10 protein-coding genes are annotated in these 21,256 nt (G+C 59.5%); 5 read left to right on the top strand and 5 right to left on the bottom strand.

Annotation, left to right across the window (positions count from 1 at the left end; all coding sequences use genetic code 11):
- Window positions 1-155: 155 nt before the first annotated feature.
- The 3 genes from AC13QY_RS07070 to AC13QY_RS07060 form a co-directional block, all read right to left on the bottom strand.
- A complete protein-coding gene (locus AC13QY_RS07070) occupies window positions 156-827 on the bottom strand; it encodes a Crp/Fnr family transcriptional regulator (RefSeq protein ID WP_162746339.1) in 672 nt (223 codons plus the stop codon).
- A 253-nt stretch (window positions 828-1,080) separates the two neighbouring features.
- Window positions 1,081-2,301: a polysaccharide pyruvyl transferase family protein gene (locus AC13QY_RS07065; RefSeq protein WP_488493054.1), complete on the bottom strand. Its 1,221-nt coding sequence runs from the start codon at window positions 2,299-2,301 to the stop codon at window positions 1,081-1,083.
- Window positions 2,298-3,722: a hypothetical protein gene (locus AC13QY_RS07060; protein WP_488493053.1), complete on the bottom strand. Its 1,425-nt coding sequence runs from the start codon at window positions 3,720-3,722 to the stop codon at window positions 2,298-2,300. Before AC13QY_RS07060 ends, AC13QY_RS07065 begins: the two co-directional genes overlap by 4 nt.
- 150 nt (window positions 3,723-3,872) lie before the next feature.
- Between AC13QY_RS07060 and AC13QY_RS07055 the strand changes: the two genes are divergently transcribed.
- The 5 genes from AC13QY_RS07055 to AC13QY_RS07035 all read left to right on the top strand — a co-directional run bounded on the left by AC13QY_RS07055 (window position 3,873) and on the right by AC13QY_RS07035 (window position 19,251).
- Window positions 3,873-4,715 carry a glycoside hydrolase family 16 protein gene (locus tag AC13QY_RS07055; protein WP_488493052.1) on the top strand — a complete coding sequence of 281 codons (843 nt, stop codon included), beginning with the start codon at window positions 3,873-3,875 and terminating at the stop codon, window positions 4,713-4,715.
- Window positions 4,716-5,005: 290 nt separating this feature from the next.
- A complete protein-coding gene (locus tag AC13QY_RS07050) occupies window positions 5,006-6,919 on the top strand; it encodes a non-ribosomal peptide synthetase (RefSeq protein ID WP_488493051.1) in 1,914 nt (637 codons plus the stop codon).
- The gene (locus AC13QY_RS07045; protein ID WP_488493050.1) at window positions 6,916-15,009 is read left to right on the top strand and encodes an amino acid adenylation domain-containing protein; all 8,094 of its coding nucleotides are present in this window, start codon (window positions 6,916-6,918) and stop codon (window positions 15,007-15,009) included. Before AC13QY_RS07050 ends, AC13QY_RS07045 begins: the two co-directional genes overlap by 4 nt.
- Entirely contained in the window at window positions 15,006-17,489 is a 2,484-nt protein-coding gene (locus AC13QY_RS07040) for a condensation domain-containing protein (protein WP_488493049.1), read from the top strand. Before AC13QY_RS07045 ends, AC13QY_RS07040 begins: the two co-directional genes overlap by 4 nt.
- A gap of 160 nt (window positions 17,490-17,649) precedes the next feature.
- Window positions 17,650-19,251: a glucosamine inositolphosphorylceramide transferase family protein gene (locus tag AC13QY_RS07035; RefSeq protein ID WP_488493048.1), complete on the top strand. Its 1,602-nt coding sequence runs from the start codon at window positions 17,650-17,652 to the stop codon at window positions 19,249-19,251.
- Here AC13QY_RS07035 and AC13QY_RS07030 read toward each other — a convergent pair.
- Window positions 19,221-19,958: a 4'-phosphopantetheinyl transferase family protein gene (locus AC13QY_RS07030; RefSeq protein WP_488493047.1), complete on the bottom strand. Its 738-nt coding sequence runs from the start codon at window positions 19,956-19,958 to the stop codon at window positions 19,221-19,223. The genes AC13QY_RS07035 and AC13QY_RS07030 overlap by 31 nt on opposite strands.
- 1 nt (window position 19,959) lies before the next feature.
- The gene (locus tag AC13QY_RS07025) at window positions 19,960-21,144 is read right to left on the bottom strand and encodes a DegT/DnrJ/EryC1/StrS family aminotransferase (RefSeq protein WP_113353577.1); all 1,185 of its coding nucleotides are present in this window, start codon (window positions 21,142-21,144) and stop codon (window positions 19,960-19,962) included.
- Window positions 21,145-21,256: the final 112 nt, after the last annotated feature.

Raw genomic sequence — 21,256 nt, 5'->3', positions numbered from 1 at the left:
TTGAGTTCCCATATTTCTCCCCTCTTTTTAGGTTTATGTTACCGTAGTAATTGCTTATTTTGTTTTTCCGCGCATTAACATATGTTAATAATGAATTTAAATATTGCATAAAATAATTCTTTCTTGCTCCATTAGTAATGGAGACAAAGTATTGCTCAAACCATAGTTGTGTCGAAACAGGACTCGTCGAAGTCGACGAGATCGGCTAGACGCGGCCGATCGAGAAAGGCGACAATGCCGTTGCGGAAGGACAGCAGGCCGGCTTCACGCATGTCCCTGAGGACGCGGTTGATGTGCACCGTCGACAAGCCAACCGCGTCGCCAATATCCGCCTGGGTCAAAGGACAATCGAAGTATTCTGCGTTTGCATAGTCCCGCGAAGTGCCGATGCGCGCCCCGAGCTCGAGCAGCAGGTAGCCGGTTTTCTCCAGAGCGTCGCGGCGTCCTATATTGGCGAGCCTCTCAGACATGCGCGCCTGATGTCGCACCAGTTCAGCAATGACGATACGATAGAAAAACGTTGGCGCTTCGATCTTCGGCAGAGAGGTGAAGTCAGGGAAGACCATCACCGTGACATTGGTGATCGCCCGCACGGTCTCGCGCGAAAGCGCCGTCAGGGATGTCGAAATCATATCGCCGCGCAACACGAATTCCGTCATGAAGCGCGTGCCGTTCGGAAGCATCTTGCTGCGCGAGGCCCACCCATCGAGCACAAAGAGAAGGCGTGGCGTATCGTGGTCGTAGTCGCAGATCACACTACCTGCAACAAAGGTCCGCGCTACACCACCGAGGCTGCGAATATGCTCAATTGAAAGCTGCGCTGCCATGCCGTCATCCCCTCGGACGAAAAGCATATTTCGAACGCTCCATGGGCCTTTCGAAAATATATTTTTCGTGAGTTCCAAGTATTTAATACCATAGAAAATCCACGATGTCTTTATTGCAAATCGATATCCGTTGTTCCTCGAATTTTTACCGCCATAGCGGGACAAAATTCGACGTTTTTATGTATACTTTTTAGTATTTCCGTCCGCGTCACAAATTCTATACTAACGGCCTCTTGTATCGTTTTGCGTGCACCTATATCCGCGACATAGCGCATTGGTCGCGCTCGACCAGATGTCGCCGCATGTTGGAGATTCCGGCGCGGGCTTCCGAAATCGTGTCGCGATGGCGGCGCGCCTCTATGCCTTCCTGCTGCGCCGCCTTCAGGAGCAGGGCGACGTGCTTCGGCGGCGGCGATACTCCCTTTATGAAGTAGGTTTCGCGCCCGACCGAGTTGAAGAAGCCTTCAACCTTCTTGTCCCAAGCCAAGCCGACATGCGGAATTCCGAGCGCATAGGCGGCAATGCATGCGTGCAATCTGTGAGCCAGAACCACATCCAGCGACTGGATGATCTGGATGAGATCGATCGGAAGCCGCGGGCGTCTGCAAACCTCCAGAGTGCCGGACGTGGCAATACGCTGCCTGGCGACCGAAGCGCCGATGCGCTCCGCAAAAGCTTGATCCTCTTTGGCTCCATTGCAGAACAAGACCACCTGCTGGCCGTCATCCAGGAGAAGCTCGATCAGATCGCGGTAGGCTTCAACATCGGCGAAGGGGATACCATCGGCCTGAACGGCACCATGCCGATGCAGGACGATGGGATCCGTCACACACAGACCCATGGTCAAAGGGCCTTTGGACGGAGCGCGCACGCCTTCATGCCCCGGCGAGGCCTGGATCAGCAGTCCGGGATCACGCACGATCTTCGCACCGGGTCCATCGGGAAAATGCTCGCGCCAATTATCCTGCGCGAAGCCGTCGCGTACCGAAAGATGAACAAGGCGCGCCTGCTTCAATCGCGCGAAGAGATGATATGCTGGCTCCGACCAATGGCCGCCAACCCCAACCGCATAGATCGCCAGCGGTCGATCGTGCCGTACGACACAATCGAGCACAGCACCGATCTTCAGCGGGAAATTGAGATCATCGTCCTGAAACAGGTTCCCGCCGCCGATCACGACGGCATCGGCAACCGCAACCTTCTCTTCCCATTGTCCGCGAAGCGCGCGCAGCCTGCGCTCCAGTGCGACGCGAACGAGCCGCCGACGGGCGCCCGCGGGCAGTCGATGGAGTAATCCCAGCGCAAACCGTCTGCGGCCGCCATGGCCTGTCGCAAAGGCCTGTCGCCCGGCAAGGTCGATCGTCTCCACTTCGATCTCATCCCTGCCGCTCGCCAAGGCGGATTCGACACATTCCGCAAGCAGCCCGTCGCCGAGATTTTCGCTGTATTTGACGTTGAAGACGACAACCTTCATTGCATCTCCCCGACGGTGCGCAGCCGCGGGGTGTATTCGCCCCGGATCTGCCGTGCTTCGGCACTCAGCGCGGAAATGCTGCCAGCGAGGATATAGAACATCAGTCCGAGGTCATACACAGTACCGGACGTGGCTGCTGAAATGAGAACCGTGATGATCCCGGCCTTAGCAGCGCGCAGAACCGCGGTGGTTTCCCGCGATGATGAATGCGATCCGCGCATGTCGGCCAAGAGCAGCCGAGCGACGAACATCGCAAAGAGTAGCGTGCCGAAGACGCCGATATTGGACAGCAGCACCAGACCGAAGCTCGATGCCCGGGCACTCCCAAGGCCGGCGCCAAAACCGCTCGTGTCCAGAAAGGCCCGGTAAGCCATGGCGTTCCACATGAAGCGCTCCCGTCCCGACTGGCTATCGGCCTTCGAAAACAGCATCTCGTCCAGAAAATCTTGCAGATTATGCGCGAGATCCGGCATGACGATGAGAACGAAGAAGATGACGAGCGGCATGCTCGCCAGAATGGACACGATCAGAACGGGCCGGCCGGCGCCAGGCTCGCGACGGGAGGCCAGAAATGACTGCAGGCTGAGGATCGGCAGGATGGCGGCGAGCCCGACAAGTGCGGTCGCCGACGTCGACAGGATCAGCGCGACCAGCAGCAGACCCGAAAAAGTGCCGGTGACCTTCGAGCGGATGCCCCCAAGCCAGAGGCTGGTGACGATGGCAAAGAGCACGAGCGTGAAATCGGCGAAGGCCGAGGCTTCGGGAAAAGTGCCTGAAATGCGCTTCAGGCCGCCCTTTTCGGCATTGGTCAGGAGCGCGTAATTGGCTGTCCGCACGAAACTCAGCAGAAAGTCTGTATGGGTGAAATGGGTCACTATATCAGCAAGCGCGAAGCCGAGATTGACACCGATAACGACCAGCACGCCGTTGATAAAGGCCGAAGGGGTGCCCTGGCGACGAAAGAAGGCAAAGGTCGTTATGAAGCAGATGAGGCCACCCACCGCGTAGACCGATTGAGTGATATTGTTCGAAGAGAAACGCAGCGGCACCAATGCAATCAGGTTACGTGCCCCAATCGATCGTTCGACCGTCATCGTCTGCGTCATGCCTTGGAACATGCGCGGGAAGAAAATCGCAGAGAAGATTCCGAAGGCCGTCAGAAGCAGCAGAAAGAAACCTGGACGCCAGGGAGCCAGGGCGCCGAGGAACGGTCCCTCCCCGTAGGCCGCAAACAACCGTGCGGCGAAGAATATCAGAAACAGGCTCGGAACGAGTACCGATGCACCGCCAAGACCGGGTATGCTGAAGGCCGCCGCCGCACCGAATACCGTCGACAAAACCATGATGATGAATGACCATCGCACAGGCGCGGTCAGCGCAACAACTCCCACAATCAGTGTTACGAGCCCCATGGCATTCATGTCTGGCAATCCGGTTGTTCTGCCTCAATGTCGCCGCAAACTACCACGGTGTCATGCAGCTGTATTTCCGCCGCGCCTAAGCCTTTTGGTGGACGTTATGGCCGAAATACGTTCTATACCGCAGAAATTGTACCGTTCATGCTTACATGCATGGATCAGTTCGCGCCGATATCTAATGTTCGATGCAGGAGCAACCGCCGCGTATTTCTTCGCGCGTCAATTGCGGCTGCATTAGTTTCGATCATGGATGTAGGAATTGTTCACGCGGGTGATACCGGCGATACGCTTGATGTCAGAAGCATGACACTCACCTTCGAGGATGCCTTCAACGATCTCAGCATCTCCGCCTGGGGGCCTGGTACCCGCTGGATTTCCCATACACCATGGAATGGCGACTTTGGCGGCGCTCGCTTCTCGGATCCGAGTGGCGACTTCCCCTTCGCAATACAGGACGGGATGTTGCGCATTACTGCTGCACGCGACAGCAAAGGTCTATGGCGCTCCGGCTTGATTGCCTCGGTCGATGAGCATGGAAACGGTTTTTCTCAGCAATATGGCTACTTCGAGATGCGGGCGCGATTGCCGGATGGCCCCGGTGTCTGGCCGGCCTTCTGGCTTATCGGCAAGGATCGGTCAAAGGCTACCGCCGAGATAGATGTCATCGAATATTACGGCGATAAGCCCGGCGCCTACTCTTCGACGGTACATGTTTGGCATCGGGATGGGCGGCACGATTCGGCCTTTTCCCGCATCAAGGTGTTCGCCACCGCAAATCCCGCTGATTTGCACACCTATGGCGTGAAGATCGATTCCGATTTCATACGCATGTATTTCGACGGTAATCTCGTCTGGAAAACCAAAATTCCGCCAGAACATCGCCAGCCGCTGTATATGCTCATCGACCTCGGTATCGTCGAAGGCATATCCAAAATGGCTGCGGCCGACCCATCCTTTATGTTTGTCGATTACGTCAGAGCCTATCAGTTCAAATAGCCTCTGCATCGTCCCCCTCTCCGGCAATTCTTCCTGAACCAGGGCGACCACGTGACCTTCCGATTGGCAGGATTGATGCCACGCATAATGCTTTCGGCCGGGTTGCGGCTGCCATGGCGGACCTCTCCGACAAAATGGCTACGCGCCCTTAGGACTTACGACTTTCGGTGGTGCGGACAATCATCCCAATGACCAGCTGGTGCTTTTGCTCCAGCGTGAAATTCTGCGATCGACGACGAAGCATTTCGCAACATGCCGTCATCCATCGCAGGACAACCCGGAGAGCGATAATGATTGACCGCGAGGCGCAGGCAGACGCAATTGGCGCAGCAAGCATGCATTACGATCGCAATCTTTGCCTTCATCACATGCTGCGCGAACAGGCCAGGGCCGCACCGGAGGCAACAGCTCTTGTTTCCGGCGATATCCGTATCACCTATCGTGACCTTGATCGCATATCCGATGCGCTGGCGTTGCATTTGATAAAGGTAGGTGTCCACGAGGCCGACATCGTCGGCCTTTTCCTGCCGCGCAGCATCAATGCGATCATTTGTACCCTGGCGATACTGAAAGCCGGCGGCGCCTATCTCCCGCTCGACCCAGCCTTTCCGGTGGAGCATCTCGACTTCGTCATCGCGGAATGCGCTCCCAAGGTCATTTTCGTCGACTCCGCCCATGGCGAGAAGCTGGCCGGCGTGCCGAGCATGAACGGCAAGGTCATCGAAGCGGATGCCATGATCGCGGAAATGGCACATCGGCCCGGCGCGACCATGCCGTCCATCGAGATAACGGGCGGCGATCTCGCCTATATCATGTACACATCCGGCTCAACCGGTCGGCCCAAGGGAACGATGATCAGCCATCGCAGTATTTCGCGCGTCGTTCTCGATCAGAACTATATCGAATTCCACCGCGATGACGTCGTCCTGCACACGGCCACCATCTCCTTCGACGCATCGACATTCGAAATCTGGGGTGCGCTCCTCAACGGCAGCACCTTGGCGGTCATGCCCGATACCGATTTCTCGATTTCACGGCTGTCCGATTTCATGCGGGAGACGGGTGTCACTATCGCCTTCCTGACGACGGGGCTGTTCAATCTCTTTGCCGATCACGCCCGCGCGACCCTGCCGAAACTTCGTCATATCCTCTTTGGAGGCGATGTCGGTTCGGCCGTCCACGCTCGCCGCTTCCTGGAGCACTTTCCCGGCTGCAGGCTCACCAATGCCTATGGGCCGACCGAAACGACCGTCTTTGCCACCGCTTTTCAGGTTTTGCCGAGCTTTTCGGGCACTGAGCTGCCGATCGGTAAGGCAATCGCTCATACCGGAATCGCGATATTAGACGAGGAATTGCATGTCGTTCCTCCAGGCATTGAAGGCCAATTGGCGATATCGGGGGACGGCCTCGCCATCGGCTATTTCAAGCGACCGGAGCTGACGGAGCAGAAATTCGTCACCATCGAAACCAAGGATGGCGCGACGCGCTTCTATCTGACGGGCGACGTGGCCTGCCTGAAGCCGGACGGCACCGTCACCTTCAAGGGACGCCGCGATCGGCAGATCAAGATCAACGGCAAACGCATTGAACTCGATGAGATCGAGGCAGCACTTCGCCGTGATCCGCGCCTTGCCGACGGGATCGTGCTTTGCCACATGCAGGGCGAGAACCTCAAGCGCATCGTTGCCTATCTGTGCCCGAAGGAAAGCCATGTGGGCGTGGGCGCCGATCTGGCGCAGGGCGTCATGGCGACACTGCGCGCGGCTCTTCCCGCCTATATGATCCCGAATGCCACGGTCATCGTTGACGCCTTGCCGCTGACGCCGGCCGGTAAAGTCGATCGTTCGAAATTGCTGCCGCCTCCGGTCGAAACCCAGACAAAGCCCGCGGATGTCAGGAGCCGGACGGAGGAACTGCTGACGACGCTATGGCAAGACGCATTGGCGCTCGAAAGCGTCGATCTCGATCGGAACTTCTTCGATCTCGGTGGCACGTCCCTTCAGCTGATGGAAATTCATGCTGGTCTCGAAGAGACGCTCGGTCACGCGATCGATGTCGTTGCGTTGCTGCGTCATCCGACCATTCGCGAACTCGCACTTCACCTGGATGGCCGCGCATCCGGCCCAACCCGTCTTGCCGCCGCGGCGCAGCGTGCCGCGCTGCAGAAAAAGGCGATCTCTCATATCCGCAGGAGCTCCTTATGAAAGGGAATCACCAGGACAATGGCAATCAGCGTGATTTCGAAGACAATGAGGATCTGAGCGAGCAAATTTCCGGGCATATCGCCATTATCGGCATGTCCGGCCGCTTTCCCGGAGCCCCCTCGGTGCAGGCGCTCTGGCAGCTTGTACTCGAAGGAAAGAACGCCTTTTCGCTTTTTTCGCCGGATGAGATTGAAGACGCTTTTACCGATGAAGAACGGGCACAGCCGAATTATGTCGCCGCAAGGCCCCATCTCGACGGCGCCGATATGTTCGACGCCGAGTTCTTCGGCATGTTTCCGCGCGAAGCCGCCGTTACAGATCCGCAGCACCGGATCTTCCTCGAAATATGCTGGGAAGCCCTCGAGGACGGCGGCTACGATCCGCAGCGCTATGACGGCCTGATCGGGGTTTTCGCCGGCTCTTCGATGCCGACCTACCTGATCAACAATGTTCTGCGCGATCGCGCCAAGGCGGAAGAATTCACGTCGAACTACCAGATCGGCTGCTTCCATGAGCTTGTTGGCGCGCTCAATGACACGCTGGCCACCCGTATCTCCTATAAATTCAACCTGCGCGGTCCGGCTTTCACCGTGCAATCCGCCTGCTCAACCTCGCTCCTCGCGGTTTCCCAGGCATGCCAGAACCTGCTGACCTATAGCTGCGACATGGCTCTGGCCGGCGGCATCTCCGTTACCATTCCGCAAAAGCGAGGCTACATCTACCAGGAAGGCGGCATGGCCTCACCCGACGGAACCTGCCGGCCGTTCGATGCCAACGCCGCCGGAACGGTTTTTGCCAGCGGGGCGGGCGTCGTCCTCCTGAAGCGGTATGAGGACGCGCTCAAGGACGGCGATCACATCTATGCGGTCATTCGCGGCTATGGCATCAACAATGACGGCAGCGACAAGGTCGGCTTCACGGCACCGAGTGTGGAAGGCCAGGCCGAAGCGATTGCGACGGCTCTGGCAAATGCGGCCGTCGATCCCTCGACCATCGGCTATATCGAATGCCATGGCACGGCGACGCCGCTCGGCGACCCCATCGAATTCAACGGATTGACGCGCGCCTTCGCGCAGGATGCGTCGGAGCCAGCCCGCTGCGCGCTCGGATCGGTCAAGGGCACCATCGGTCATACCGACGCGGCGGCCGGCGTGACAGGCCTCATCAAGACGGCCCTGGCCCTACGCAGCGGGAAAATCCCGCCGATGCCCAATTATCAGCGGCCCAATCCCCGCATCGATCTTGAGAAAAGTCCCTTCTACATTCCGGCGACGGCAACGGAGTGGCCCCGGGGACAGGCACCACGAAGGGCGGGGGTCAGCGCTTTCGGCGTAGGCGGAACAAACGTTCACGTCGTTTTGGAGGAGCCCCCCTACCCGCCGGCTCACTCGAAAGAGGTAGAGGGCCACTACATTCTCCCCCTTTCGGCTCGCAGCAAGCAGGCGCTTGCGGAGATGCGCACCAATCTGAGCGACCATCTCGCCGAAAACCCGAAGCTTTCAATGGCGCAACTGGCCCACACGCTTCAAACCGGACGACGCGAGTTCGGCCACCGGCTGGCCGTTGCCGCCGAAAATATCGAGGAAGCGATCCTCAAGCTGACGACGGAGAGCTATCAGCCGCTCACCGCCGCCGATCAGCCGTCCGTCGCCTTCATGTTCCCAGGCCAGGGCGCGCAATATGTCGGCATGGGTGCCGGGCTTTACCGCTCGGAGCCGGAGTTTGCGCGCTGGATCGACCGCGGTTCCGAGCTTTTGAAGATGACGCTCGGGCTCGATCTGCGCGACTACATCTGCCACACCGGCCCGGCGACGCAGGCCATCACCGATGAGCAGCGCGAAACCCGCATCGCGCAGCCCTGCCTCTATCTCGTCGAATATGCGCTTGCCCGATTGTGGCTCAGCCGCGGCGTCAAGCCGTATGCCATGATCGGTCACAGCGTTGGCGAGTTTGTTGCCGCTACGCTCGCCAACGTCATTTCGTTCGAGGATGGCCTCCGTCTTGTGGCCAATCGCGGCCGGTTGATGCAGCATCAGCCGCAAGGCGCGATGGTATCCGTTCGTGCCGATGCCGCAACGACGGCCTCCTACCTGCGCGGCGCGGTGGAGATCGCCGCGATCAACGCCCCGAAACTTTGCGTCATCTCCGGTCCGTTTGCCGATATCGAAACGGTTTGTGCGGCACTTTCGGAGGCTGAGATCGCCTTCAGCCGGCTGCACACATCGCACGCCTTCCATTCCGCCATGATGAACGATGCGGCTCTGGCGCTACGCCAGGAGACCGAGAAGGTCACCTACGGTACGGCCACCATACCCTTCATCTCCGGTGTGACGGGCGATTGGCAGACGGCCGAATTGGCGACCTCGCCGGATTACTGGGCCATGCATTGCCGCGACGCCGTTCGCTTCGCCGATGGGCTTGCCACGCTCTGCCGCGACCGCAAGCCGGTTCTTCTCGAAGTGGGGCCAGGACGCACACTGTCGGTCTTTGCCGCCCAGACGATCGCACGCGACAGTCTTGCCGCAGTCGTACAAAGCCTGCCCGAACATGACCGGGCCTCGGCCGCCGCGGCAACGCTTGCAGAGGCTCATGGAAAACTGTGGATGGCCGGCTGCCGCCTCAACTGGCCGGCTCTTCCATCGGTGTCACGGCAGCGGCTGTCCCTGCCAACCTATCCCTTCCAGCGGCAGCGCCACTGGATCGATGCTCCGTCATCCGCCCGTCGCGCATCGACCCAGCGCCCGAATGCCGAAACACACAGTCGGCCAGCCGCCGAACCCTTTGTCTCTGACGTCAACCTTACCGGGGAGAATCGAGCAATGAATGTTGCAGCACCCATTCCCACCTCCAACCGTCTGCCGCAATTGGAAGCGGCTCTTCTGACCTTGCTCAGCGACATGTCGGGCGAAACGCTCGGGCCGGACGAGCGAGCAGCAACCTTCCTGGAGCTCGGCTTCGATTCCCTCTTCGTCGGCCAGTTCGCGCAGCGCATCGAGAAAGACTTCAAGGTCAAGATCTCCTTCCGGGAGCTGCTGAGCGATATTCCCTCGGTTGCCGATCTGGCTGTTTATCTCGATCGTCAAATGCCACCGGATGCAGTGAAGACGGCTGAACCATTGGCCGCGGCCCCCATCGCTGCTGCGGCGGCGCCTCCCATGCCGGTTTCGACGCCGATGCCGATCATTGCGCCTGCTCCACAGGTCGCATCGATCCCGGCTGGAGCATCGGATCTCGCCACGGTGCTGCAATCGCAGATCCAGATGGCGCAAAGCCTGTTTTCCCAGCAATTGCTGATGCTGCAGGCCATGCAGGGCGGAGCTCCGGCTGCCGCAGTACCAAGTGTGCTGCCCGCAGCACCCATCGTGCCGGCGCCGCAAGCTGCAGCGAGCCAGCCCTCCTCCCCGTCGGCTCTGGTGGCTCCCGCAGCACCTGCCGAAAGCGATTTCGGCACCGAGCGCATCAAGCTTTATCGTCCGAACGCCAAAAGCGTGACATCGGAGATTTCCGCCGCCAAGCAGGGTTTCATCACTGATCTCACCAGGGCCTATGAAACCAAGAATGCCAAGTCCAAGGCCTTCACGCAGGAGCATCGCGGATACCTGGCCGACCCCAGATCCGCATCGGGCTTCCGCGCCGATTGGAAGGAGATGGTGTTCCCAATCGTCTGCGACCACTCCAAGGGAGCCTATATCTGGGATATCGACGGCAACCAGTATGTCGACCTGGTCAATGGCTTCGGACAGACGGCCTTCGGCCACGCACCGGATTTCGTAATCGACGCCGTCAAGGCTCAAGCCGACCGCGGGTTTGCCATCGGTCCGCAGACGCCGCTCGCCGGTGATGTGGCCAAGATGATCGCCGATGTAACCGGCCACGAGCGGGTAACCTTCTGCAATACCGGCTCGGAAGCGGTCATGGCCGCGATGCGGATTGCGCGCGCCGTCACCGGCCGCGATCGGGTCGTGGTCTTTGCCAACGATTATCACGGCCAGTTCGACGAGGTTCTGGTCAAGGGCCGCAATCGCGCCGACAAGCCGATTGCCCTGCCGGTCGCCTCCGGCATTCCGTTGGCCTCCGTGTCGAACATGACTGTCCTGCGTTATGGCGCGCCGGAGAGTCTCGATTTCATCCGCGCCAATGCAACCGATATAGCAGCTGTCATCATCGAACCAATTCAGAGCCGCCATCCGGAACTGCAGCCGCGCGAATTCGTCCGGGAATTGCGGGATATCGCCACTCAATTCGAATTCGCCCTCGTCTTCGACGAGGTCGTCACCGGCTTCCGCGTCGATCCCGGCGGGATGCAGGCGATCTGGGGCATCAAGGGCGACATGGCGACCTATGGCAAGGTCGTGGGCGGCGGCATGCCGATCGGCGTGCTGGTCGGCAGCCCGCGTTTCATGGACGCCCTCGACGGCGGCCATTGGACCTACGGTGATAATTCCGTTCCCATGACGGCACCGACATTCTTTGCCGGGACCTTCGTCCGTCATCCGCTGGTGCTTGCCGCCGCCGAGGCCGTGTTGCATCATATCAAGGGAGAAGGCTCCGCCCTCTACGACCGTGTCGCAGAGCGAACGGAGGCGCTGGTTGCCGAGATCAAGGCCGATCTCGCCAGGCGCGGCATCGCGGATGTCGTTCATGGCTACAAAAGCTGGTTTGCCACCGACTTCTCCAGTCAGGATCCGCTCGGCGCGCTGTTTTATGCACAGATGCGATTGAATGGCGTCCATATACAGGACGGTTATCCCTGCTTCCTGACGACAGCCCACAGCGAGGACGACTTCCGCTCCATCGCGAAAGCCTTCCGCGACAGCCTCGACGCCATGCAGGCGGTTGGTATTTTCACCGCGATCAGGGAGCCAACCCTATCGCCAATGCCGGTGCAGGCATCCGACGCAAGGCCGCAATCCGCGCCGCTGACGGAAGCGCAGACGGAAATATGGCTTGCGGCCCAGGCGGGCGACGAAGCCTCCTGCTCGTTCAACGAGTCCTTCTCGCTGACGTTGGAGGGGACCCTGGACGAGACAGCCTTCCGGCGGGCGTTCGATACGGTCATTGCGCGTCACGACGCCTTCCATATTCGCTTCGATCGCGGCGGCGAGTATTTCCGCTTCATTCCGGATTTCAAGCTCGACCTGCCGCTCCTTGAAGACATCGATGACCAAGGCCTTGCCATTCTCATCGACGATGATGCCCGTACGCCCTTTGACCTGATCAACGGCCCTCTTGTCCGCGCCAGCATCATCAGGTTGGCCCCCGAAAAGCATGTGCTGGTCTTCACGGCTCATCACATCATCTGCGACGGCTGGTCTATAAACACTTTCATCGAAGAGCTGGCGACGGCCTATAAGGCCTATAGCGCCGGAAATGTTCCGGAATTCCAACCGGCACTTTCCTTCGCCACCTATTCGATCGACCTTTCGCCCAGGCCGGAGAAATCGCAGGCGACCGAGCAATTCTGGCTCGATCAGTTCAAGACGGTTCCCGATCTTCCCGATCTGCCGCTGGATCGCCCGCGGCCGGAATATCGCAGCTTTGCCGGCGGCAGCTGCACCGGCTATATCGATGCCGACGTCTACAAGGCGCTGAAGAAGAAGGGGGCGAAGTCGGGCGCCACGCTATTTTCGACGCTGCTGGCGACCCTCCAGGTGATGGTATCACGGCTATCGGGCCAGGATGACATCGTCATCGCCATCCCCTCGGCCGGTCAAAGCCTGCTTGACGGCCAGATCCTCGTCGGCCATTGCGTCAATCTGCTGCCGTTGCGTCAGGCCGTATCGCTGACGGAACCGTTTGCGGCGCATCTGAAGGCAACGCAGCAGCTCGTCTTCCAGGCCTTTGAACATCAGGATTACACCTACGGCACGCTGGTGCGCAAACTGGATACCAAGCGTGATCCACGCCGCCTGCCGCTCACCGAGATCCAGTTCAACCTCGAGCGCATGGCCGGCGGATCGTCCTTTGGCGATCTAACGCCGACCATCGAGCCGAATGCAAAGGCCTTCTCCAACTTCGACCTGTTCTTCAACATGATCGAGGCGAGCGACCACATCCGCATCGATGTCGACTACAACGCCGATGTCTTCGACCGCGCGACCGTGGAACGATGGATCGGCCATTTCTCGACGCTGGCGGCAGCCTTGGCCAAGGACATGGATCACAAGATCGGCGAGCTGCCTCTCCTTTCCGCGGCCGAGAAGTCCTGGCTGATCGACGATCTCAACCGGACGGCAATGCCTTACGATCACGATCAGTTCGTCTTCTCGCTCTTCTCCACGCGTGCGGCCGAACATCCGGATGCCGTTGCGGCTCAACATGACGGCCAGTCGATCACTTACGGTGAGCTGGAAACCCGATCGAACCAGCTGGCTCTCTACCTCCAGATGGCGCTTCCTGACCCTGGCCAGCGGATTGCTATATTGGTCGAGCGTTCGCTGAACATGATCGTCGCCCTCCTCGCCGTCATGAAAGCGGGGCATACCTACGTGCCGATGGATCCGGCGCATCCGGAACCACGCTTGCGGCAGACGCTGGAAATCGCCCGCATCCGCGGCCTGATCTGCGACAGCGACGACATGGCTCGGCTGGCGTCGACGGATATCCCTGTTATCCGGCTCGATCAGGATGCCAAGGCGATCAACTCGATGACGGGCCTCCCCCTGAAGACCCTGCCCGTCGATACCACAGCATCGGCCTACATCATCTTCACATCCGGTTCCACCGGCACGCCGAAGGGCGTGGAGGTCTCGCATCGGTCCCTGACGAACTTCCTGCTCTCCATGGCGAAGGAACCGGGCTTTGGTGCGGATGACACGCTTGTCGCGGTCACGACCATCTCGTTCGACATAGCCGGTCTGGAACTTTACCTGCCGCTGATATCGGGCGGAAAGGTCGTCATCGCCAGCCGCAGCCAGGTCCAGGACGGCTTCGAACTGGTCAAGTTCATCGACGAACACGATGCCACGGTGCTGCAGGCAACGCCTACGCTTTGGCAGATGCTGGTGGAGGCGGGCCTGAAGGATCGGCCGGCGCTGAAAATGCTCTGCGGCGGCGAACCCCTGCCCAAGGAACTGGCGCGCTCCCTGCTTCAAATCGGTGGCGAGCTCTGGAACATGTACGGCCCGACTGAAACGACAATCTGGTCGTCGCTGCAGCGCATCACGGATGCGGATCAGCCGATCACGATCGGTCATCCGATCGCCAATACCCAGCTCTTCATCCTCGACCAGAGCGAGAATATCGCGCCGGTCGGTGTCATTGGCGAGCTACACATCGGAGGCGACGGGCTTGCCGAAGGCTACTTCGATCGTCTGGATCTGACCGAGAAGGCTTTCGTTCCGCATTGCTTTGCCATCGGCAGGCCGATGCGGCTTTATAAGACCGGTGATGTCGGACGGCGGCTTGCCGATGGGTCGCTGCAGCTACTCGGGCGGCGTGACCAGCAGATCAAGCTGCGCGGCTTCCGCATCGAGCTGGGCGACATCGAGGCCGTCATCTCCAAGGTAGAAGGCGTGCGCCAATGTGCGACCGTCGTCGCCGAAAACGCCAGGGGCGATCGTTCCTTGGTCTGCTACATCGTGCCGACCGCGGAGGGCGGCGAAGCACTTGCGGCCGATATCGCGGCGCATGCCAAAGCCAATCTGCCGGCGCATATGGTGCCGAGCTTCTGGGTGATGGAGACCGAGCTGCCGCAGACCGGCAACGGGAAGCTCGACCGCAAGACCTTGCAGCAGCGCGGCGTGCCGCAGCGTGTTGTCGCGCCAACCAAGGTCCAGCCGAAAACCGAGATGGAACAACGGCTGCTGGCGATCTGGCAGGATGTGCTCAACCTCGGCGACATCGGCATCGATGACAATCTCTACGCGCTGGGTGCCGATTCACTTGCCATATTCCGTATCGCCGCCCGCATGCGCGACAACGGGCTGTCGCTCGAGGCAAAACATCTATTGCGTCATCCGACGATCGCCGCGCTGGCAGCCTTTGCCGACGCCCAGGGAGGCGATCCATCCGATGCCGTGCATCTCCATATTCCATCACTGCGAGATTTTCGTAACGGCGCGCGCCGCGGCCTGGGGGCATCTCTATGAGTACAGTCGATAGCAGCCCAAGCGGTTCGCTTGCCGAACCGCAGATCATCGGTGAATTTCCTTGTACGCAGACACAGCTGCGCTGCTGGATTCTCGATCAGCTCAATCCCGGCAACCCGGCCCTCAATGTCGCGGTTCGATGGGAGATCCGGGGGGTATTCAGGGTCTCGACCCTTGAAGCAGCCTTTCGAAAGATCATTCAGCGTCACGAGATCCTTCGAACGCGCTTCATCGAGAGGAATGGCAGGCCCTTCCAGCAGGCCGTCAGCGACGTCAACTTCAAGATGTCGGTGATCGATCTGCGCGGCATGCCGCCCGAGCAGCGCCAGGCGCGGATCCTGTCGATCGGCGAGGAGACGGCGCAGGCGCCATTCGATCTCAGCGCGCCGGGCCTGTTCCGCGTCACACTGCTGATGGCAGAAAACGAGCGCGGCTTCCTGCTGATCACGGCCCATCAGAGCTGCTTCGACGGCTGGTCGATCCGTGTCCTCGGGCGAGAGGTCGGCGAAATAGCCGCCGCAATCGATGCGGGGCGTGCACCGGTCCTGCCCGAGCTGCCCTTGCAATATGGCGACTATGCCCTCTGGCAGCAGGAATATCTGCAGAGCTACGGCTTCGAGACGGAAAAAACCTTCTGGCGCGAAACTCTGCTCGGCGCCCCTTATTTCGAAGTCATTTCCGACCGGCCTCGCAGTCAGGTTAAAACCAATCGAGGTGATATTCTCTCCATTGTCCAGCCACCCGCCTTCACCGATCGCATGGACGCGGCCGCGCGCGCTCATTGCGTCTCGCAATATAGTTTCGGCGCTGCCGTCCTCAGTGCGGCCCTTCATCGGTTGACCGAGGCTCCGACCGTGCTCTTCGGCTCGCAGATCGCCGGCCGTGAACATAGCGATCTGGAGGATATGATCGGCGTCTTCATCAACAATCTGGTACTGCGTTTCGATTTCGGCTCCGATGTCAGCTTTGCCGAACATATTCGTTCCGTCAGCGCGACGATCGAAGGGGCGCTGAACCATCAGCGCATGCCGTTCAACAAGCTCGTGGAACTGGTCAATCCGGTGCGCGATCCGGCGCGCAACCCGCTGATCTCGGTCAACTTCAATCTGCAGAAAGCCTTTCTCGAGGATCGTCGCTACGGCGGCTTCGAGCTGATCAGCTCGCCCTCGCAATCCCCCGGCGTCATCTACGACCTCAGCTTCATCATGATCGGACGGCCGACAGGCTGGCGCATGTCGATCGAATACAATGCCGACCTTTTCGAAGCCAGCACCATCGAAAGCCTCCTGCAACTATGGAGGAACGCTTATGAAATTGCTCTCGATCGCCCTGAGGCGCCGCTTTCTTCGCTCATTGCGCCGGACCGGCACGTGGCAGCTGCCGCCGAGACTGCGCCGATGGATGGCGCCGTCACAGGCAAATCGACACCGAATACGCGAATGGAAGCGCTTGCTGAAATCTGGAAGGAAGTCCTACAGGTTCCGCAAATACGCCCGGATGATGATTTTTTCGCGCTCGGTGGCCACTCGCTTCTCGCGCTCCGGCTACTATCGGAAACACGCGCAAGATTCGATGCAAGCCCGACATTGCAGCTTCTATTCAAACAGCCGACGTTTGCGGGCTTTGCAGCTGCAGTCTTCAACAGCGAGGAGATCGAGAAACCGCGGGAAAAAGCAGTAAACCCGTGGGAGTTGATTACCTGCAAACATGGGGTGGGGACCGGGGCGGTCTATACCCTCAACCATCCATTCCTGTACTACCGTCTTGCCAATGAATTGCCGGACGAGATTTCGGTATACAACGTCAACATGTTCCACGCGGATCTGATGGGCGGCCTGGACGGTCTCAGCATCGAGGATATCGCCAGTCATGCGATCGATGCCATGCGGATCGACAAGGCCGCGGACCGCATTGCCATCGTTGGGCTCTGCGTCAATGGCGTCCTCGCGATGGAAATCAGCCGGCAATTGCGCGAGAGAGGCATGGATGTCGGCGTCACGGCCATTATCGATGCCTGGGCTCCCGGCTATTTTGCCTCCCTGCCGAAGCGGGAGCAAGCGCGATGGCATCGGGAGCGGCGGCGCAAACGTCTTGCCTATTTCACCCGGAAACTGCTGTCCCGCCGTATCCGGCTGATCGACTATCTCAAGGAGTTCGAAGTCTCACTGGCGCTACTGAGGATCCTCGGCGTCAAGGCCGGTCAATACTCTCCGGAAGAAGAGGCGAACGAGGCTGTTACCAAATTGCTGGTGACGGCGGCTCGCCGCTATAAGCCGCCGCGGACAAGGGACGAAAGCGTCGTCCTGCTTCGAAGCAGTGCGACCCATCCTCGGGCGCGCAAAATGCGGTTTGGATGGGGTGAGGCGGTCGGAGAGGACTGCATGGTGGTCGATATCGACGGCTGGCATGAGGATTCGCTGACCAGCAACGGCATCCGCGACCTGGCGTCGACGCTCTCGGGAAAACTCACCGATGGCTAGAGCAATTCCAGGAAAAGCGCATAGCGGCTTTCCGTCCGGAATTACGTGAAAACAAAAGGATAGAGCGCTTTCGCGACTCGAGAAAAACGGAAAGGCTTCAGGTAGCCGCCAATGCCTCGGACCATATCCGGCAAATGGTCGAGCCATAGAGGAAACAGTCATGAACGAGACCAAGCCATTGAGGGTCGGCATTCTCGTCGCGCGCGGACATGCGCTCGAAAATTGGGAGCTGATGATCCTGGATCGAATTCTGGCCGCCCCGGGCCTGGAGCTTGCAGCCGTGCTGACCCATCCTCATCCGTTCGGCGTCGGCAAGGCATCGAAGCTGTTGTCCTGGAGCGCGCGACTGGAGGCTCAGGCTCTAGCGCGTCAACCCGCCTATTCGCCAAAGCATTTCAATAGCCGCCGTCGTTTTGTCGACTGCTACGAATCCGATGGCGACCAGACGGGCACTGTCGACAACATCACGGCGGCGTCGCTGCGCCGTCTGAGGCTCGACCTCGTCATCCGCATGGTTCCAATGAGCATGGCCGACGATGCGATCGCGGCTCTCCCATTCGGGGAATGGGCCTTCAATCTCTCCGACCAGCGATCGGCGGATGTGGATTGGTACGGCTATGCCGAGGTCCTTGCTCGCGCGTCGACTGCCGATCTGGTCCTTTATGCCAAGCGCGGTGGCAAGGCAGGCAGGTTCGAGATTGCGCGGGCGTCATTCAACATCAAGCCCAGTGCAGCGCGATTGAGTGCCTTTGTAAGGGAGCGAAGCGTTACCCTTCTGCTGCGGGAGCTGACGCGGCTCGCCGACACCAGGCGGTTCAACCCATCCGCTTTTGCTGGCTCGATCATCGAGCAGGCGCCATCGCCCGGCGATCTCTTTCGCTACGGCTGCATCGTTGCGGGATCGATCTCGGTCAAGGCATTCAAATCGATCAGGGCGAGGCTCCGCGCCGAGTCGGCCATATGGACACTTTATACGGGACACGGTCACATCGATGATTTCGATCCGAGCAAGGCGGTGGAAATTCCACCTCTCGATAACAGCATCAAGGCCGATCCGTTCCTGTTTCAGGAGGATGGCAAATGCTACCTGTTCTATGAGGCCTATTCCCACGGCGACCGCAAGGCGCATATCGCGGTCGGTCGTTTCGACGGCGATGCGCTCACGCAGGTCGGGGTGGCGCTGGAGCGCCCCTACCATCTCTCCTATCCATTCATATTTCGCGATGGCGACCAGATCTTCATGATACCGGAAACGCATCAGGCACGGCGGCTCGAGGTCTGGCGCTGCCGTGAGTTTCCGGTGAAATGGGAGCTGCACGCCACTGCCTTCGAGGGGCAATCGCCGGCCGATAGCGTCTTGATCCGCCATGGCGGCAAATGGTGGCTATTCACCAACCTGTCGGATTTCCATGCCTATGAAGACCATTGCAGCGAGCTCTATCTGTTCGAAGTCGACGGCCCGGCGCTCACAGGCATAAGACCCCACAAACGAAATCCGGTCGTCATCGGGAGTACCGAGGCTCGAGGCGCAGGGCGCATCTTCGAACGTGGCGGCAGGCTGTTGCGGCCCTCGCAGCACAATGCATACGGCATTTATGGCTATGCTCTCAACATCATGGAGATCGAGAGACTCACGCTCGACGACTATCGTGAACGCCGCATTCGCACCATTACCCCGGCTTTCAAGGCCGGACTTCATGGTTGCCATCATTTCGATGCCGTCGACGGTCGCTACATTCTCGATGCGCGGCTGACCATCTGACTGATATTTCCATTGCGATAGCGCAGGCCTACCTGGTGCCCGCCGGTCGAGGCAACAACGGCGCCAGCGAAGTTGGCCGGTGTCGCAAGCTCCAGAATGGCCCAGTTTTGCGGTGCATCCTCGTCCCCCTCAAGCCGTTCCAATCGCGATTGCTTCGATCTGTCGAACGTGACATCGAAACTGTCGAGTGGCAGCGACAAGCCGGCGCCATTGGCTTTGATGAACGCTTCCTTGCGCGTCCAGCAGCGATAGAAACCATCCAGGTAGCTGTCAGCCGGCAGAGATCGAAGCGTCTGATACTCCTTGCGAGAGAAGAACCATTTCGCAATATCTTCCTTCAGGAATCGAATTTCCTCGATATCGATGCCGAGTTCATAACGATCGGAAACAGCAAGGACAGCCCGGTCGGCGCTGTGGCTGAGATTGAAATGGATGGGACAAGCGCCGCCGATCGCGACGTAAGGCTTGCCGTTGTCGCCGTAGTCGAAGCCTATCGACCGCGGCGGAATGCCGAGATAGCGCCCGAGGATAACCCGCATTCCGGTCCTGGCGGCGACGAAACGATGCCTGTCGCGATCGTGGACGAAGCGAATGGTCCGAACGCATTCGTCGAGCGACAGCAATGTGATATACATGCCGAGATCAGGCAACGGCATGTCCAGCTTCCAGTGCCAGACATCGATTATGTCAGGCCCGATGTTCTCCATGTCAGATCGTTGCGTAGAAGAGATTGGCGTTCTTCGATTTTGCCTGCCGTGACATCCGCCTCGCCATATAGGCGACCAACGCGACGGGATAGTTTTCTCCAAGGCTGATGCGGCAGCTGCGCTTCAGGATGTCGAGTGTCTGCGCGCAAAGTTCCGGTGTGTATTCGATCTTGCGATCGGTCCAGTGGAAGGGGTTCATCGCCGGATGGCCTGTGCGTTGCTGCAGGACAGGTTGCCAGTTGGTATAGACATGGCGGCTGGAATCGAACAGCCGATAGACACCACGCTTGTTTTCCTCGGCAAATCGTTTGGCCTCGTCCGACGTCTCGAAGATGACGTGGAGGCCCGCCGCATTGCCGATATCGTTGTGAGGCCCCACCATGATCTGTCCGCTCTTGGCGAAGATTTCGCTCATCACATCGTAGCGCTCACGCAAGCGGGCAATCATCGGATCAAGCTTTTTCAACTGCACGTTCAGCATGGCGCCTTGAATCTGGCTGGCCTTGAAATTCACCCCCAGCATGGGCGGTTCGTTGGCATTGTCGAGATGGCCGCGAAACATGGAGCCGATGTCGTGATACATCCGGGCGCGCGCAAACAGCCGCGCGTCGTTCGTGACAACGGCCCCGCCCTCCCCGCAGTTGATGTTCTTGAATTGATTGAAGCTGAAGGCTCCGAAATCACCGATCGTCCCAACCCGCTTGGTCTTGTAATGCAATCCGACAGCCTGGCATGCATCCTCGATGACGACGAGGTTATTCTCCCGGGCAATGCGCATGATGCTGTCCATGTCGCACACCATGTTCGACATGTGGACCGGAATGATTGCCCTCGTCTGTGGCGTGATCTTACGCAGTATGTCCCGCGGATCCATCGTGAGCGTGTGGTCGATATCGACCAGGACCGGCACCGCGCCGGCGGCCAGTGGGGCGGCAGCGGTCGCGATCCAGGTATAAGCGGGCACGAGCACTTCATCCCCGGGACCGACGCCGGCGGCAACCAGCGCCGAGATCAATGCGCCGGTTCCGCTGCTGGTGGCCAAGGTATGGCGCACACCGAACTTGGTGGAAAAATCGGCTTCGAAGCGCCCGAGCGGGCCGCCGGTCTCGTCGCTGTAGCGTGCCAATTTGCCCGAGGCAAATACCGGCGCGAGCGCCAACCACTCCCGTAACCCCACCTTGGCCATGATCTTCGCTCCCAGGAAACTCGGCATTTGCTGGAGAGCCTAGCCTGTGATTGATGCATTTTCAGCATGGACTTCCGACTGAAAGAAGCGCCGGAACCGATCAGATCACCTA

It is taken from the genome of Martinezella sp. CNPSo 3795 (genome assembly GCF_057784475.1).
Note: the sequence above shows the minus strand (reverse complement) of the source record. Positions and strands in the feature narration are given on the sequence as shown.